This is a genomic window from Rhodococcus sp. NPDC076796, from assembly GCF_040702765.1.
Classification (GTDB): Bacteria; Actinomycetota; Actinomycetes; order Mycobacteriales; family Mycobacteriaceae; genus Rhodococcoides.
Window position 1 is genome coordinate 316,582 of record NZ_JBFBMS010000005.1, and the last position, 17,470, is coordinate 334,051.

Annotated in this window: 13 protein-coding genes; 6 read left to right on the forward strand and 7 right to left on the reverse strand. The window is 65.5% G+C overall.

Annotation, left to right across the window (positions count from 1 at the left end; all coding sequences use genetic code 11):
• The first annotated feature begins 9 nt into the window (after positions 1–9).
• The gene (locus AB0366_RS18550) at positions 10–525 is read left to right on the forward strand and encodes a DinB family protein (protein WP_366245159.1); all 516 of its coding nucleotides are present in this window, start codon (positions 10–12) and stop codon (positions 523–525) included.
• On the opposite strand, the gene AB0366_RS18555 is transcribed toward AB0366_RS18550, so the two are convergent.
• Positions 516–1,010, reverse strand: coding sequence for an SRPBCC family protein (locus tag AB0366_RS18555; RefSeq protein WP_366245160.1), 495 nt, complete (start codon positions 1,008–1,010; stop codon positions 516–518). The two genes, AB0366_RS18550 and AB0366_RS18555, sit on opposite strands and share 10 nt — an antisense overlap.
• Entirely contained in the window at positions 1,007–1,831 is an 825-nt protein-coding gene (locus tag AB0366_RS18560; protein ID WP_121873565.1) for an SDR family oxidoreductase, read from the reverse strand. Before AB0366_RS18560 ends, AB0366_RS18555 begins: the two co-directional genes overlap by 4 nt.
• 100 nt (positions 1,832–1,931) lie before the next feature.
• On the opposite strand from AB0366_RS18560, the gene AB0366_RS18565 reads away from it, so the two are divergent.
• Complete coding sequence (locus AB0366_RS18565; protein WP_366245162.1) at positions 1,932–2,987, forward strand: iron-siderophore ABC transporter substrate-binding protein; 1,056 nt, start codon at positions 1,932–1,934, stop codon at positions 2,985–2,987.
• Positions 2,988–3,159: 172 nt separating this feature from the next.
• On the opposite strand, the gene AB0366_RS18570 is transcribed toward AB0366_RS18565, so the two are convergent.
• A complete protein-coding gene (locus AB0366_RS18570; RefSeq protein WP_366245164.1) occupies positions 3,160–4,584 on the reverse strand; it encodes a DUF222 domain-containing protein in 1,425 nt (474 codons plus the stop codon).
• A gap of 212 nt (positions 4,585–4,796) precedes the next feature.
• Positions 4,797–6,269: a cryptochrome/photolyase family protein gene (locus AB0366_RS18575; RefSeq protein ID WP_366245166.1), complete on the reverse strand. Its 1,473-nt coding sequence runs from the start codon at positions 6,267–6,269 to the stop codon at positions 4,797–4,799.
• A gap of 178 nt (positions 6,270–6,447) precedes the next feature.
• Between AB0366_RS18575 and AB0366_RS18580 the strand changes: the two genes are divergently transcribed.
• The 4 genes from AB0366_RS18580 (at position 6,448) to AB0366_RS18595 (ending at position 10,102) form a co-directional block, all read left to right on the forward strand.
• The gene (locus AB0366_RS18580; protein WP_366245168.1) at positions 6,448–8,046 is read left to right on the forward strand and encodes an alkaline phosphatase D family protein; all 1,599 of its coding nucleotides are present in this window, start codon (positions 6,448–6,450) and stop codon (positions 8,044–8,046) included.
• 21 nt (positions 8,047–8,067) lie between these two features.
• A complete protein-coding gene (locus tag AB0366_RS18585) occupies positions 8,068–8,910 on the forward strand; it encodes a rhodanese-related sulfurtransferase (RefSeq protein ID WP_128646512.1) in 843 nt (280 codons plus the stop codon).
• A gap of 4 nt (positions 8,911–8,914) precedes the next feature.
• A complete protein-coding gene (locus AB0366_RS18590) occupies positions 8,915–9,790 on the forward strand; it encodes a pseudouridine synthase (RefSeq protein WP_366245170.1) in 876 nt (291 codons plus the stop codon).
• Positions 9,791–9,886: 96 nt separating this feature from the next.
• On the forward strand, positions 9,887–10,102 hold the full coding sequence (locus AB0366_RS18595) for a hypothetical protein (RefSeq protein ID WP_366245171.1): 216 nt from the start codon (positions 9,887–9,889) through the stop codon (positions 10,100–10,102).
• 127 nt (positions 10,103–10,229) lie between these two features.
• Here AB0366_RS18595 and AB0366_RS18600 read toward each other — a convergent pair whose 3' ends face one another.
• The 3 genes from AB0366_RS18600 to AB0366_RS18610 all read right to left on the reverse strand — a co-directional run bounded on the left by AB0366_RS18600 (position 10,230) and on the right by AB0366_RS18610 (position 17,382).
• A complete protein-coding gene (locus AB0366_RS18600; protein WP_366245204.1) occupies positions 10,230–15,707 on the reverse strand; it encodes a carboxyl transferase domain-containing protein in 5,478 nt (1,825 codons plus the stop codon).
• Between the two features lie 386 nt (positions 15,708–16,093).
• Positions 16,094–16,765, reverse strand: a complete 672-nt coding sequence (locus AB0366_RS18605) for a TetR/AcrR family transcriptional regulator (RefSeq protein WP_121873190.1) — start codon at positions 16,763–16,765, stop codon at positions 16,094–16,096.
• A 14-nt stretch (positions 16,766–16,779) separates the two neighbouring features.
• Positions 16,780–17,382: a dihydrofolate reductase family protein gene (locus tag AB0366_RS18610; RefSeq protein ID WP_366245172.1), complete on the reverse strand. Its 603-nt coding sequence runs from the start codon at positions 17,380–17,382 to the stop codon at positions 16,780–16,782.
• Between the last annotated feature and the right edge of the window lie 88 nt (positions 17,383–17,470).

Consider the following 17,470-nt stretch of genomic DNA (forward strand, 5'->3'; position numbering starts at 1 on the left):
GGATCTTTCATGAATCACAACGACCTGCTCACCGACGCGTTCGACCGAATCAAGGAACTCGTCCACTCGGTCCTGGACGACATCCCCGCGGCTGCATTGACCTATCGACCGGACGCCGATGCCAACAGCATCGCGTGGTTGGTGTGGCACCTCACCCGGGTGCAGGACGACCACATCGCGGGTGTGGCAGGGAGCGAACAGGTCTGGACGTCGGACTCGTGGTACGAGCGCTTCGGCCTCCCGTTCGAGAAGTCCGATATCGGGTACGGCCAGTCCTCGTCCGACGTCGCCGAGGTCGCCTCGAGTGCCGAGCTACTTCGCGAGTACTACGACGCTGTGCACTCGAAAACCCTTGCGTACCTGAGCGGTGTCGGGGCCGACGATCTGGACCGGATCGTCGACGAGAACTGGAACCCGCCGGTCACCTTGGGCACCAGGCTGGTTTCGGTCCTGTCCGACGACCTCCAGCACGCGGGGCAGGCGTCGTACGTGCTCGGCATGTATTCCAGAAGCGCTCAGGCGTAACGCTTCTGCAGGTTCTCCAGCGTCTTACGGATATTGCGACGCTGGAACTGCGGGAACGTCTTTCCGCTGGTGACGATCTTGTCGAAGACCAACGCCAGCGCGTCGGGCCACTTCGTGCGGTCGTCGGTCCAAGTTTCGGTGACTTTCGTTCCACCGTCGACCGGTTCGAAGTCGTATCGCCAGGTTGCGTTCGCGCCCTTGATCTTCGGGGCGCTCTTGCCGATCGCATGGACGCGGAACTCGAAGGTCTTGCCCGGGTCGGCCGCGGTGACGGTACAGCGGGTGACCCACGTAGCTGGGCCTCGTTTGTTGGTTCCGTCGAACACCATTCCCACGTACGCGGTTTCGCGGGGTTCGTGCACGGTGGCACCGGTGTTCTCGGGGCTCCACTGACCCATCTTCGTGGGATCGCTGATCGCAGCGTAGAGAGTGTCGGCGTCGGCATCGACGACGATGCTGTCGGAAACGGTGAGTTCGCGCTTCACGACGACGCACCCTTCTTCAGGCCGGGATGAACACGAGTGAGCATCGGGACCAACAGTGTGCGCGGGGTGATTTGCGCGAAGATCGATCCGATTCGATTGGCGGGCCCGGGGATCGACACCATGCGTCCCTTGGTCATGTCGTCGACGGCAGTTCTGGCCACCGTCTCGGCCGAGACCCACATGATCGACGGAAGTGCTTTCTCTGCGTCGTCTTTCGCGAAGCCGGCGGCCTCGCCGAACCCGGTCTGCACCGGTCCGGGGCACAGTGCAGTTGCGGTCACGCCCGTTCCCTTCAGCTCGCCGGTCAGCGACTGCGTGTAGGAGAGCACGAACGCCTTGCACGCGCCATATCCGGCCTGTCCGGGCAGAGGCTGAAAAGCAGCGGTCGAGGCCACGTTGAGCAGTGCGCCGCGTCGCCGTTCGATCATGCCGGGGAGAAATCGGGTGCACAGGTCCGCGACGGCGACCACGTCGACCTCGATCATGTGCATCTCGGCGTCCGGGTCGGATTCTGCGACCGGTCCGAGGGTGGAGAGCCCGGCGTTGTTGATCAGGATGTCCGGGATCAGGCCGAGTTCGGTGATGCGGCCGAGTAGTTCGGCGCGAGCAGTGCGGTCGGACAGGTCTGCGGCGAGCACTTCGGCTCGGACTCCCCGTGCGCGGATCTCCTGTGCCAAGTCTTCGAGCTTGTCGGCACGCCGGGCGACGAGGGTGACGCCGTGGCCGCGGGATGCGAGCACGCGGGCGATCGCGGCTCCGATTCCCGAGGACGCTCCGGTCACGACGGCTGTCCGATCAGGGGCGGGACGAGGAAGGCTCATGGCTCCCACCGTAGCGAACGCCCGCTGTGCAGTGCATTCGAACCACTCTTGTAGGTTAGCCTTGACTTACTTTTAACCGCTGGTCCGTCGAGAGGTATCCATGTTCTCTGCTCCAACAGCCGGTCGACGTTTCACTCGCCGTGCGTCCCTGCTGTCCGTGCTCGCTGTGTCGGCCCTGGTGGTCGGGGCGTGCTCGTCTGCCGACACTGCCGAGCCCGAACGGGCCGACGGCGGCGACTTCGCCGCCGTCACCATCGATTCGGCTCTGGGGCAGGCCGTCATCACCGAGAAGCCCGAGCGCATCGTGACTCTCGGTCAGGGGTCGGCCGAGACCGCGATCGCACTGGGGACCGTCCCGGTCGGCGTCGAGGAGTACTCGTGGGGTGCCGACGATTCGGGGTATCTGCCGTGGGTTCACGACGCAGTCACCGAGTTGGGTGCCGAACTTCCCGAACAATTCACCGGTGGAACCGAGCTCAACATCGAAGCCGTTGCTGCCCTCGAACCTGATCTGATCCTGGCCCCGTGGTCGGGAGTGACGCAGGACCAGTTCGACAAGCTCAGCGCGTTCGCTCCGGTGGTCGCCTACGAGGAGCAGCCGTGGACGATCACCTGGGAAGACCAGATCACCGTCATCGGCAAGGCCATGGGTGAGGAGCAGAAGGCAGCGGACGAGATCGAGAAGATCAAGGCCCGCTTCGCCGACGCCACCAGCGAGCACCCCGAATATGCGGGGGTGAGTTTCTCGTACATCTACAACACCGGTCCGGGGACGCTCGGGGTATTCCTCGCCGACGAGCAGCGCGTCGCGATGGTCCGCGCGCTCGGGCTGCAGGTCGATCCGGTGGTGAACACTCTCGACGAGACCGAGGGCACCGACTCCGCGGTGATCGGTTTGGAGAACGCGAATCTGCTCAACGATTCCGACTTGATCTTCACCTTCTACTCGGACCCGCAGAACCGTACCGACACCGAGAATCAGCCTGCGTACAAGCAGATCCCGGCCGTGTCTCGCGGTTCTGTCGTGGCACCGACGGATCAGTCGTTCGTCACCGGCTCGTCCATCATCAATCCGCTGACGGTGCCGTGGGCACTCGAGCGATACGTGCCGATGATCGACGATGCGGTCGCGAAGCTCGACGCCCGCACGTCATAGCTTGATCGAGCGGAGCGGAGAAGCCACGCGACTCGTGCTCGAGGTGATGTGGCACTACCGCGATGACTGATCCCTGATTCGACCCTATCGATTTGTAAGACAATCGCTTCCAGCCCCGCACCGTGTACTCGGTGCGGGGCTGGGGTGGTTTGTGGATGACGTGTGGGCAGGCTCAGGCGATGTGGGGGCCTGCTCGGGCGTGGGATGGTCTGGGTTGTCGGCACGGGTCGACGGTGGCCGGTGGTACGAACCAGGGGTGACCATCGGTGCCGATGAACACTTCCCAGTCGGAGTGGTGCAGAAGTCGGTGGTGGAACCCGCAGAGTAGGACGAGGTTGTTCATGTCGGTGGGCCCACCGTCACTCCAATGGTAAATATGGTGTCCTTCGGTCCAGGCGGCGGGTTTTCCGCAGCCGGGGAACGCGCAACCGTGATCGCGTGCGATGAGGGCTTTGCGTTGTTTGGCGGTGACGGTGCGTGCGGTGCGGGCGAGGTTGAGTGGGTTGCCGTTCTCGTCCATGACGATGGCGGTGAGGACACAGTCGCAGGCGAGTTGGCGGGAGGTGTTGCGGGAGAGTGGTCCCATCCAGGGCAGCCACCCGACTGTGGTGCCGTCGCCGAACAGGTCCCGATAGGCGCCACGATCTGGGGCTGCGCCGGTGCCGGACGCTTCGTCGCTGTCACTGTCGCCGCCAGGCTCGGTCGTTGCGTCAGCGGTGATGGGGCTTCCGGTGTTGATGTCGACCGGATCAGTCGCCTCCGCGGTGTTGTCGGATTCGTCTGCAGCGCGGGTGTTCTCGTCGTCGGCGATGTCGTCGGCGCTGTCGGCACTGTCGCGGAGGTCGGTGAGATCACGCAGGCTGATGTGCAGGTTCAGGTGCGGGCGTTCTCCGCCTTCGATGGGGCGATCGCTCGAGGCGAGATACTGGTCGAGGATGTGTCCGAAGGCGTCGGCTCTGCGCTTGGCGGGGCTGCGATCGTCTTGGCTGCCGTCGACCGCGGGGTGGGGTTCGGTCAACGGTGAGAGTGCAGTGAGCAGCTTCTCGCCGGTGATCGCATCGAAATCGCCTTTCAACACCAGCCGACCGTTCAAAGTCTTGGAGGCGAAGAGTTCGTTGCGGTCGGTGTTTTCGGGTGGTGGGGTCTTGCCGCCGAACTCGTCCTCGAGTCTGGTGATCGCTGCACGGATCCGGCCGGTACGAGCGTCGGGCCCTGTCGCAGCCTTGATCAAGGCGGCTCGGGCCATATCGCGACCCTCTTCCGGGAGATCCTTCGGTGGTGTTTCGGCGAAGGTGAGGATCAGCGCGGCGTGATCGACGGACATGACGCCTGTGTTGACGGCGTCGGCGATGTCGGGGAAGTTCTTCAGTCCGCGGGCAAGGGCGACGATCTTGGTGGCCTTGGACGGCGAGAGAAGGGTGGTGGAGGTCAGCCAACCGGCGGGTCCGGGGAAACCGAGCTTCTCCCGGCTCACGCGGGTGTCGATTTCGGCGACGAGAGCGATCCGCCGGGCCTCCAACAACTGGATCCGGTGGGAGACCGCGGCAGAGTCGGCGAGGAGTTCACTCTCGCTCAGTTGCCAGATCTCCGTGGTCATGGGAGCAAGTGTATCGAACACGCGTTCGACTGGCAAGCATGCTTGAATCGAAAACTGTTGCCCTGCTTAAGTATTCGGGGCTCAGAACCTGTCGGTGCGTCGTGGTAAGGGACCGTCGACCCTCGAAGTCGCCCGGGACGGCGTCGTCAGCGACGCCGAACCTGCGCGCCATTGATCTGCCAATTCGGCTGCCGGTTCGAGAACCCAACGCGTCAGTACACCTCGCGTTGACGTTCCTGTTCCAACACCTGCTCTAGGTCGTTCAGTCGGTTCATCGACGACACCTGCCGCGCCGTGCGGTGATTGAGCGCCAACATCTCTCGGTGCCGGTGCACGAATGCCCAGTAGCCTGCAGTGAACGGGCAGGCGTCGTCGCCCAGTCGCTTCTTCGGGTTGAACTCGCATGGTTTGCAGTAATCGGTCATGCGGTTCAGGTACGCCCCGCCCGAGGCGTAGGGCTTGGTGGCGATCACTCCGCCGTCCGCGTGCTGGCTCATGCCGATCACGTTCACCGGCATCACCCAGGCGAACCCGTCGACGAAAGCCGTTGCGAACCAATCGGTCAGGGCTCGTGGATCCCAGGCGTGTTGCAGCGCAAAGTTTCCCAGAATCATCAGTCGGGGGATGTGGTGCACCCAGCCGCGCTCGCGCACGCCGTCCACCGTCGACGACAGGCATTTCGCCACCACGGCGTCGCCGTCCAACTGGAGCAGCCAATCCGGCAGTGGCTCATGGGCTTCGAGCTTGTTGCGTTCGAGATACTCCGGCCCCAGATGCCAGTACAGGTGCCACACGTACTCGCGCCAGCCGAGGATCTGGCGAACGAAACCCTCCACGCTCGCCAGCGGGGTGCCGTCGCGGTGGGCGTCCTCGGCTGCGTGTGCCACGTCCAACGGCTGCAGCAGGCCGAGGTTCAGCGGCACCGACAGCAGCGAGTGAGACATCGTCCAGTCATCGGCCATCACCGCGTCCTCGTATTTGCCGAAGTCGTCCAATCGATAGTTCACGAAGTGCGCCAACGCCTCCGACGCCTCGTCAGCGGTCACCGCAAACACGCGAGGCCCGTCCACTCCGACGGTGTCGAGGTCCCAGGAGTCGAGGTCGGCGCGCACCTGATCGTCGATGGCATCCTCGGTCGGCCACCACGGTTCTTCGACACCGAGGGTCAGGCGTCCCTTCGGGGGCGGCGACTGGTTCTCGGCGTCCAGGTTCCACTTCCCGGAGACCGGTTCGGAACCGTCCATCAACACCCCGAACTTCTTGCGCTGCTCCCGGTAGAACGTCTCCATCCGAAAGGTGCCGCGCTCGGCTGCCCATTCCGCGAACTCGGCGCGGGGAAGCGCGAACATCGGCGTCGGCAAAATCTCCGAGACCAGTCCCTCCTCGTGCAACGCGGCAACGAACTTCGCGGCCGCATGGGAGGTGGGCTCGAACACCACCACGGGCTTGCCGTACTCGGCCAACCCTTCCCGGTACGTCTCGGTCTGCAGGTAGGTGACGCGATCGCCCAGCTCGTCGGCCAGATGACGCATCCCCGACAACACGAGGTGCAGCTTCTGCCGGTGGTATCGACGACGCCGGAACACGCGCCGGGACTCGATCATCAGCACAGCCCGATCGGCATGCTCGTCCACCGAGTGAAAGTGCGGACCGAGCTGATCACCGAACAACCACAGAGCGTCCATGCACCCAGTGTTCTCCCGCCGCCAGTCCGGCAAACCAGCGTCCGGCACATGGCCGTCCGGTGAACACTGTTGCCGACCCAGGTGCGCCTTACTTGACCGCCGACCATCCATCGCATGGACTGACCCGATGCACGTTGATTCTGCGCTTTCCAGAAGGACGTTTCTTCGCTCGTCGTCGGTGGCCGTCGCAGTGGCCGGAGTCGCCACGACACTGCCGGCGACCGCACACGCGCAGGGCAGCGACCGCGGCTTCCTGCACGGGGTCGCATCGGGAGATCCGTTGCCCGACGCGATCGTTCTCTGGACCCGCGTCACCCCCACGCCCGACGCCACCCCGGGCTCCGGCGCCGGACCGAAGGTATCGGTGACGTGGCGGATTTCCCGCAGTGCAGACATGGGGGACGTGGTCTCCTCCGGAACCGTCGTAACCGGTCCCGACGCCGACCACACCGTGAAGGTCGACGTCGACGGCCTGGCTGCAGACACGACGTACTTCTACGATTTCCGGACGAGCGAGGCGGCATCGGCCGTCGGGACCACGCACACCGCTCCGCGCAACGATGCCGACGTCGACGCGATGCGCTTCGGCGTCGTCTCGTGCTCCAACTGGGAGTCGGGCTACTTCGGTGCTTACCGGCATCTGGCCGCGCGGGGCGATCTGGACGCCATCGTCCATCTCGGCGACTACATCTACGAGTACGAGACGGGCGGATTCCCGGGCCGTGACGGCGTGATCCGGCAACATTCGCCCACCCACGAGATCGTCACGCTCGCCGATTACCGTCAGCGTCACGGCCAGTACAAGTCCGATCCCGATCTGCAGGCCGCGCACATGGGTGTGCCCTGGATCTGCACGTGGGACGACCACGAATCCGCCAACGATGCCTACGACACCGGCGCGCAGAATCACACCCCGGGCACCGAGGGCGACTGGTCCACTCGCAAGGCGAATTCCGAGCAGGCGTACTACGAGTGGATGCCGGTGCGCGCGGCAGGCACGGCGACCAACCGTCACCTCTACCGTCGGCTCCGGTTCGGCAACCTGCTCGAGCTCTCGATGCTGGATCTGCGTACCTATCGCTCGCAGCAGGTGTTGCCGTTCAACGGGCCCGAGGTCGATTCTCCCAACCGGACCATCACCGGCGCGGAGCAGATGCAATGGCTCACCGACGGCATCGTCTCGTCGCCGACGCAGTGGAAGGTCGTCGGCAACCCGGTGATGATCACGCCCACTCTCATCCCGCCGCTCGATCGGGACGCAGCCCGGGCCGTCACCTCGCTTCTCGGGATCCCGGAGGGCGGTCTGCCCTACAACGCCGATCCGTGGGACGGCTACACCGCCGACCGCCGCAAGCTGCTCGGTGCCATCGTGGACGCAGGTGTCGACAACACCGTGTTCATCACCGGCGACATCCATTCGGCCTGGGCCTGCGAGGTGCCGCTCGACGCGGCGCACTATGCAACGACGGAGCCCGCTGCCACCGAGCTCGTCGTCACCTCGGTGAGCTCGGCCAACATCGACGACCTGACGCGTACTCCGCCGCACACGCTGGGCCGGGTCGCCGAGGAGGCGTTCAAGGCGCTCAACCAGCACGTGAAGTTCGTGGACCTCGACAGTCACGGTTTCGGCGTCTTCGAGGTCACCCGGACGGCGGCTCGGATGGATCACTGGTTCCTCACCGCCAAGGAGGATCCGCAGACCGGCGTGTACTGGGGAGCGGGCTTCACGGTCGACTCGGGCACCCAGCGCGTCCGGGCGGCGGCACCGCCTGCCTGACAACGCGCCATACTGGTCCGTGTGGCTGTACCGAAAATCGTCCTGTTCTACGTGTTCACTCCGCTACCCGATCCCGAAGCGATCCGGTTGTGGCAGCAGACGCTGGCCGCGTCCAACAACCTGACCGGACGCATCCTGATCTCCGAACACGGCATCAACGCGACGGTCGGCGGTGACGTCGACGACGTCAAACGGTACGTGCGCGGCACTCGCAGCTATCCGGCGTTCAAGTCGGCCGACATCAAGTGGTCCGATGGACTCGGCAACGATTTCCCGCGCCTGAGCGTGCGGGTGCGCGACGAGATCGTCACGTTCGGTGCGCCGGGCGAGTTGAAGGTCGACGCCGACGGAGTGGTCGGCGGCGGCACTCACCTGAGCCCGCAGCAGGTGCACGACCTCGTCGATTCCCGCGGCGACGACGTCGTTTTCTTCGACGGCCGCAACGCCTTCGAGGCCCAGATCGGCAAGTTCAAGAACGCAGTGGTGCCCGACGTCGAGACAACCAGAGACTTCGTCTCCCAACTCGACTCCGGTGCCTACGACCATCTGAAGCAGTCCCCGGTGGTCACGTACTGCACCGGGGGAGTGCGGTGCGAGGTGCTGTCGTCGCTGATGGTCGCGCGCGGGTTCGAGGAGGTGTATCAGCTCGACGGCGGAATCGTCCGGTACGCAGAGACTTTCGGCGACGACGCGCTCTGGGAGGGTTCGCTGTTCGTCTTCGACAAACGGATGGCGCAGAACTTCTCCGACCACACCGCCGTCATCGGTCGCTGCAGTGCCTGCGGCAACCCGACATCCCGCTACCAGGACTTCGACGGCGACGCCGGCCGCGGTCTGCGGTTGATCTGTCTCGACTGCGCGTAGAGAAATGCTGCCCTTCCGGGACGGTCTCGCTCCACTGAGACTGCTGTTGCCGCATGGTGATTCGGCTACCACCATCGTCGAGTATCTGGAACGTGAGATGCCCGAGGACGACTGGCGACGGGCCATGCGCGACGCCGAAGTGGTCGACGAGAAGAGCAGGCCCATTTCCGACGCGACGCGGTACCGCGCCGGTAGTCAGGTGTACTTCTATCGCGTTCCCGCACAGGAGGTTCCGGTTCCGTTCGAGATCGGCATCCTGCACGAGGACGAGGATCTGCTGGTGGTCGACAAGCCGCACTTCCTCGCCACCATTCCGCGTGGCAGGCACGTCACCGAAACCGCGACGGTACGGCTGCGTAGGCAATTCGATTGCCCTGACCTGACGCCCGCGCACCGACTCGATCGCGCCACCGCCGGGGTGTTGCTCTTCACCAAGACCAAGCATGCCCGACGGCCGTATCAGGAACTCTTCTCCTCGCGCAACGTCACCAAGGAATACGAGGCAGTTGCGGGGTTCGATGCAGCGCTGGAGTTCCCGCGCATAGTGCGTAGTCGAATCCTCAAAGAACACGGGGTCATGACGGCATACGAGGAGCCGGGGGAGCCGAACAGTGAGACTCTGATCGAACTGGTCGACACGTTCGGCACGTCCGCCCGATATCGACTCTTTCCCAAGTCGGGCAAGACCCATCAGCTGCGAATCCATCTGTCGTCGTTGGGGATTCCCATCGTGAACGACCCGTACTATCCGAAGTTCTCTTCCATCCCGGCCGACGACTTCACCCGGCCGTTGCAACTTCTCGCCCGGGCTCTGAATTTCACGGACCCGCTCACCGGTGAGCCCCGCCGCTTCGTCAGTGCTCGAACCCTCCAAGCCTGACGGCCCGCATCGTTCGTTCGGACGATTGCGACAATGGGGACGCGAGGTTAGCGTGTCGAGCGAACCATGTCCGATGGAGGAGAAGAGGAGAACAGCGTGAAGCGTCGTATTGCTGTTGTGTTGGGGGCTGCCGCTATCGCCATTGCGTCGCCGGCAGTCGCGGTGGCCGATACCGGAAGCGCGAGCACTGGTAGCTCGAGCAGTGCGTTGGGTGGTTTCGACATGCTGTCGCGGCTCTGGGAGGCCTGCGCGGTGACCATCTTCACCGGTCAATGCACCGGTGTCGTCGCCACAGACGTGACCTACTGGTAGCGCTCGGCCTGAGCCACACGACCGAACCGACAAACGCGCGCGCATTCGCCAGACGCTCGCGGAACAGGTAACCATTCCGCGAGCACCCAGCAAACGCGCGCGCGTTTGCGTTGAGCGAGCCCAGGCCCTACTTCGCCAGCGACCGCGCCATTCCGCGTTCGATGGCTGCGACCAGCTGCGGGCGCAGTTCTGCGGCGGGGACGATGTGGTGCACCGATCCGACGTTCTGCGCACGCTGGATGTTGTGGATGGCCTCGAATTCGGCTGCCACTTCACCCAGTTTGGCGTTGCGGGCGTTCGCTCGCACGGTGGCCAGCTCGACGCGCAGGGCCGAGCGGGTGGCGTCGTCCTCGGCGGTGTTCAGTGCAGTCTCGAGCTCCTTGACGGTCGGGTCCGCTGCGGTGCGGGCGTTGACGTCGCGGGTGAAGACCACTGCTGCTGCCGGGGCACCGCCGAGCACGGAGGCGAAAGAGCCCTCGACGGCGAGGACCTCCATGTTGTCGTTGAGCGCTCCGGAGAACACCACGAAAGCGCCTCCGTGGTAACGCGATACGACACAGAACACGACCGGTCCGTCGAAGTTGACGATGGCGCGGCCGATCTCTGCTCCGTATTCGAGCTGGATGTTGCGCAGCGATTCCGGTGATCCGTCGAAGCCGGAGAGGTTGGCCAGCACCACGATCGGCCGGCTTCCGCTGGCGGCGTTGATGGCGCGTGCGGTCTTCTTCGACGAGTTCGGGAACAGGGTTCCCGAGGTCCATTGATCGGGGCCGTCGGAGGGGAACCAGCCCTTGCGGGGGATGGCCCGCGATTCGATACCGATGACGGACACCGGGATTCCGGCGAGGTGGGCGTCGAATACCACGGAGGTGTCGGCGTCGGCCATGTCGGCCCACCGCTCGAGTACCGAGTGGTCCTGGTCCACCACCGCGCGCATCACGGTGCGAATGTCGAACGGCTTCTTGCGGTCCGGGTTGGTGACCGAGGAGAAGATGTCGCCGACGGTGGTGAAGTCGCTCGACGGGTGCACGTGCGGGTAGGTACGCACGTCGCGTTCGGTCGGGTCTGCGGTGGCTGCGCGGCGCGGGAAGCGTTCTCCCGGTGCGGCATACGCGTGGTCGTAGTGCGCGAACAGGATGTCGCACGCGGCCCGCAGGTTCGGTGCCCAGTACTGCGCCTGGCCGTTGGGGCCCATGACGCGGTCGTAGCCGCCGATGCCGAAGTTGTCCTCGGCCGAGACGCCGCCGGAGTAGTCCAGGGACTGCTTTCCGGTGAGCACCATCGCACTGTCGGGGGTCATCACCAGGATGCCCTTGGTGTGGGTGAGCATGGTGGCTTCGGCGTTCCAGTACGGCTGCGCGCCGACGTTGATGCCCGCGACCACGATGTTGATCTCACCGCCGGCCTGGGTGAAGGTGATGATCCGACGCAGTCCGCGCGAGACCCAGTCCATGTTCTCGGTGCCCGATTCCATGGAAATCGTTGCACCGGAGGACAATGCGAACCATTCGACAGGTGCGCCGAGTTGCTCGGCGAGGTCGATGGCTGCGACGATCCGCGAGCACTCGGCCTCGGCGACGGTGCCCAGTGCCTTGGTCGGGTCGCCGAACAGTGCGACGCGGGTGATGCCCTCGGGGTACTTGGCGGTGGGTGTGGTCGCCACGCCGACGATGACGCCTGCGGTGTTGCGGCCGTAGGGACGGTCGACCGGTGCGAGCACGCCGTCGGCGTCGAAGTCGTACTCGGTGAACGTGCCACCGTTGCTGCTGAGCAACGGAATCAGCTCGTACGGGTACACGGTGCCGCGGGCCTGAGACCGCTGGACCTTCTGGGTGTATTCGTCGAGCGGACGCATCGGCTCGGTCGGCGGCGGGGTCACCTTGGCGACGATGCCTGCACCGGATCGGTACGACAGACGCAACGCAACCTCGCGTGGCGTTGCGCCCGGTGTTTCGGCGAGACGTGCGATGAGGGTGATTTCTTCGAGGCCCGCGCCGATCGTCAGCGGCGCGATGTGCCGGGCGATGGTGGCGATGCGGTCGGCGGGCACGTTGAGTACCGGCCAGACGTAGAGCACGACGCGGTTGGCGTCGAGTCTCTTCTTGCCACGCCCGGCCTGAGCGCGGCGGATGCCGTCGAGGCAGGCCGCGACGGTGCGTTCGATCTCGGGTACCGCGACGATGTTTCCGGCGTCGTCCAACTGTGTTGTGACGCCACGGATCTCGGCCAGGGCAACCAGTCGCTCGTCGGAGGGGTTGGCCTTCGACGTCAGGTGGAACAGGTACGTTCCGGCGCTGGCGGGCAAGCGAACTCCGTCGAAGTTCTTCAGTCGCCACAGGTCGAGTCGTTGACCGGTCAGCGGGTGCATGTCCCGGATGATCGTGTCCTCGGCGAGAGGCTCGGATCCCTCGACCGTGGTGCGACGGTAGGTCATCTTTCGAGCGGCGGAACCGAAGGCCGTCACCGTGACGCGACGCCAGCGGCCGGTGCCCGGGTGCGCGGCGAGGACGGCCTGAAGCTGGGCCGAGAGCTCGTCGCCGTCGGTCGGAGCGTCGGGCCAGGACAGGTAGAGGTCGACGGCCAGGTTCTCCGGTGCCGGTCCGGCGATGTCGTCGACCGAATCCAGAGTCGCTGCCAGCGAGTCGAAATCGGTTGCGGTGGAAACCAGATGCAGCCGTTCGCCCGAGAGCTCGAAGTTGCCGGTGACGAAGTGCCTGCCGTCGCGGTCGAAAGCCTTGACGTCTTCGAGGGTGCGGATCTCGTAGTACTGCCGAGTGATCACTTCGAGCAGGGCACCGGGATCGGTGATCCGCTGTGCCAGCAGCTCGATCAACGGTTCCGGGGTGGCGACGAGAGCTGCGATGCGGGCCGAGTAGTCGGCAGCGTCGGGGTTCTCGGCGAGGTACTGCAGGCTGCCGCGGACACCGTCGTAGATCTTCTCGCGTGCACTGCGGATCTGTGGCTCGTCGAACAGTCGGAAGCGCAGGTTGCGGGCGACGTCGCCGATGACGGGGTAGCGGGCCTGGGTGGCACCGATGAGGCGCTCGAGCACCTCGGCCATGGCCGGGGTGGCTTCGGGCTGCGCCGAGCAGTCGCTGAGCCAATGGCCGAGCAGGGCCGCGATGACCGGAACCTGGTTCTCCATGCGCTGCAGTGCCAGGAAGACGCGGTAGACGGCCTCTTCGAGCTCGGGGGTACGGCCCTCGTCGAGGGCGGCGTCGTAGTGGGCGAGTGCACGAGTGAGCTTGGCGCGGAACGACTCCGGGAGCCCCTGAACGTCTGCGTCGAGCGAGTGCAGGAACGAGTGGAAGTGCTCGCGAGGGGAGTGGACGCGTTCGTCGGTGCTCTCTTCGTCCATCGTCGGACGGTTGCGGGAGAGCTCGCAGATGTCGGCGAACGTGTTCAGCAGAGCCAGCTCGGCGGAGACCAGTCCCGAATCGTTGCGTGGCACATCGGCACGCAGGGTCTCGTAGGTGGACAACAGGTTTCGGGCGCGGGCTCCGCTGACGTCGAAGCCGGTGATGAGGGCGGCGAGTTCGTCGAGTCGGTCCAGTGCCCGGCGCTGCGGCGAGCGCTGCGCGGCGTCGTCGATACCGCGGAACTGCACGCGCGGTGCCTGCTCGGAGACCTTCTGCTCACCGGCCTGATCGACGCGCAGCAGTGCCGCTCCGGCGTCGACCTGTCCGTTGACCGAGGCCAGTACTTCACGCACGGTGCCCGCGTAGGGGGACCGGACGGCGGTTTCCATCTTCATCGATTCGAGGACGACCAGGGTCTGTCCCGCTTCGACCTCGTCGCCGACGGCAACGGGCACGGCCACGACGACGGCGGGAGCTGGTGCGCGCACCAACCCGGCCTCGTCCTGCGAGATCTGGTGGCTGATGCCGTCGACCTCGACGAGGAAGTGCGCAGCTCCGGCGACGGTGACCACCTGGTAGCGGCGGTCGCCGATGACCAGACGGCTCTCGTACGTACCGAGGCGTTCGACGTCGACCTGGAGATCGCCGATGCCGTCGCCGTCGATGATGTAGCGATGCGTGCCGGTTTGGCCGACCTCGAGCTTGTAGGCCTGACCCTGGTAGTTCAGCTCGACCGTCCGGCCGATGGCGTGCGTTGCGCGTGGCCGGCCGCCGCGTGCGGAGTTGAGGAACGCGGTGCGCTCGCGGGCTTCCTCGGCGTCGTAGGCGTCGATGGCTGCGGCGACGATGGCGATGTCGGCAACGGCCGTCGGGCCCACTTGGGAGCCGGCTTCGGTGCGGTCGAGCCAGCCGGTGTCGGCGGAGGCGGAGATGACTTCCTCGCGGTCGAGCAGGCTCAGCAGGAAGGACTTGGTGGTGGTGCCGCCGTCGATGACGACGGTGGTCTCGCGCAACGCGTTGCGCAATCTCGCCAGAGCCTCGCTGCGGTCGCGGCCCCAGGCGATGACCTTGGCGACCATCGAGTCGTAGTCGGGTGGAATCACGTCGCCCTGGGCGATGCCGGTGTCGACGCGGATGCCGGTGCCGAGGGGGAACTTGAGCAGCTCGACGGTGCCGGGAGCCGGCGCAAAGCCGTTGTCGGCATCCTCGGCGTTGAGGCGAGCTTCGACGGCGTGGCCGAACTCTGTGGGGCATTCACCGGGCAGTGCCTGGCCGTCGGCGACGAGGATCTGCAGCTTCACCAGGTCGATGCCGGTGGTGTACTCGGTGATGGGGTGCTCGACCTGGAGGCGGGTGTTGACCTCGAGGAAGGTGAAGATCTTCTGCTCGGGCTGGTACAGGTACTCGACGGTGCCCGCGCCCTGGTAGCCGGCGGCCTTGACGAGCTCGGCCGAGGCGGTCCGGAGCTGGTCGGCCTGCTCCTTGGTGAGCAGCGGCGAGCTGGATTCTTCGATGACCTTCTGGTTGCGGCGCTGGATGGAGCAGTCGCGCACGCCCGGGGCCCAGACGTTGCCGTGGCTGTCGGCGATCACCTGAACCTCGACGTGGCGGGCGTCGGTGACGAGCCGTTCGAGGAAGACGACGGGGTCGCCGAACGAGCGCTCGGCCTCACCTTGGGTGCGTTCGAGGGAGAGTTCGAGTTCGTCTTCGTGGAAGACCTTGCGGATACCGCGGCCACCGCCGCCGGAGCGGGCCTTGATGATCAGCGGGTAGCCGATCGCCGCTGCGTGACGGCGGGCGTCGGCGCGGGTCTCGACGGGGCCGCCGGACCACGGTGCGACGGGTACGCCGACCTTCTCGGCGAGGATCTTGGCTTCGACCTTGTCGCCGAGCAGACGCATCGCGTCGGCCGATGGGCCGATGAAGGTGATGTTCAGGCGGGCGACGAGATCGGCGAACGTCGGGTCCTCGGCGACGAAGCCCCAGCCGACCCACACCGCATCGGCACCGGACTCGACCAGCGCGGCCTCGAGGACGCCGTAGTCGAGGTAGGCCGATCCGGTCGCGGGCTTGCGCAGCGTGACCGCTTCGTCGGCCTGGCGGACGAACATGGCCCGCTTCTCCGCCTCGGTGTGCAGCGCTACGGTGCGGATGCCGTAATCGTGTTCGGCGTTGAGCTCTCGTACGGCTCGGATCAGCCGTACTGCTGCCTCGCCTCGGTTGACTACTGCAATCCGCTTGAACAACGTATCTCTCTTCGCTCGGTGTGGGCGCACCGCGTCGGTGCACTCGATGGAACGTGGATTGGTGCCGGGCATGTCATTTTCTCGTTCACCATGCGGCACTCCGATCGGCTCATTCTAACGGTAATGAGGCCCTGCGCACCGCCAACGGCGTTCGGCGTGAGTGTGATTGATCACCAACAAGTGAATCATATTCTGTGGCAACCACTTTGGCTGCGAACTCGCTGTCGATTTCCGTTCGCCCCGCAAACGTACTCGCGAGTAGCGTTGGCGCGAGGCGTAATTCGCCATTCGACGCCCTGCGTTGCTACCGGCGAGTACATTACCGGCGGGTACAACTCGAGCCGATCGGCTCGAGTTGCCTCGCTCCTCGACGAGTGCGGTCTCCCTCACCTGTCACCCTCGCTCATCCGCGGCAGTCGCAGCGCGTTGACCCACAGCCTCGTCGCCGTCGCGAGCAGATCCTCGGAGTCCGCGGGTGGGTGGCCGTCTGCGGCGTCGACGACGAAGTGATTGAACGCGAGCCTGCTGATCATCGAGGACAGTGCGCGGGAGGCCAGCAGGGGATCGAGCTCCGCGTCGGCCAGACCGCGGCTCTGCAGGCTCTCGATGCTGCGGGCGTTGCGCCTGACGAAGGCATCGGCGCGTTCACGGCGGAGGCGTCGGAACTCGGGATCGATGTTCGAGACCTGCTCGAGCAGCGCCATCAGCTTCGCGTTGCGTCGGTAGGCCTCGAAGTACGCACGGTTGCTCGCGGCGATCACGGCGACCGGATCGTCGTGTGGGTCCACTCGTTCGGTCCCGGGATGCAGCATGTCGTCCCTGGCCTGCTCGAGCACCGCGGCCAGGATCTCTTCCTTGCTGGTGAAATAGGTGTAGAAGGTGCCGGCGGAGCATCGAGCGGCGCGGGTGATGTCGATCAGTCGGGAGTCGAGGTAGCCGCTGTCCTCGAAGACTCGACGGGCGGCCGCCACGAGCGAGGATCGGGTCCTCAGTCCGCGCGGTGTGGTCGGCAGCTCCCGATTCGGCAGCTCACGGTCTGGCTCCGGCGCGGCAGGCATTCAGTCTTTATACGTCATCGCCGGCGAGCGTCCGGGCGGATGAACCGGGTGAATCTCACCCCGCTGTCGAACTGGCGTGATTCGAGGTGCTCGAACAGCTGCGCCGGGAACGGATCGGGACCGATGCCGGACGAGAACAGGCCGATGCCCTTGCCGAGTACGACGGGGTTGACCTTGAGGAACAGCTCGTCGATCTCGGGCAGCAGTTGACCGGCCAGGTTTCCGCCGCCACAGATCCAGACGTCGAGCTCGGACTCCTCGGCTTTGAGGCTCCTGACAAGTCCGAGCGGATCCTCGTGCACCACCGTGAGAGTCGGATCGTCCGACGGGGCGAGGGTGCGAGAGAAGACGTACTGGCGCAGGTGGGGATAGGGGCTGGCGATCCCGACGTCGAGCGCCGGTTGCAACGTCTCACGGCCCATGACGAGGGTGTCGAATCGAGCGGGCGGACCGTCCAGGCCGAACATGGACCGCACGTGGACCGGCAACGTCTCGGGCAGCTCTGCCACGATGGCGTCGAGATGATCGCCTTCGGACACGAAACAGTCGTAGCTACCGTCCGGTGCAGCGATGAACCCGTCGAGGGTGACGGCGATGTAGTAGACCAGCTTGCGCATTCGGCTCCTGTCGTGGTCGGCCGGGTGAGAACCCGTGGGCAGGGCGGGTCGGTCCGCTGTAGGGAATCCAGCGACCGAAGTGGGTCTT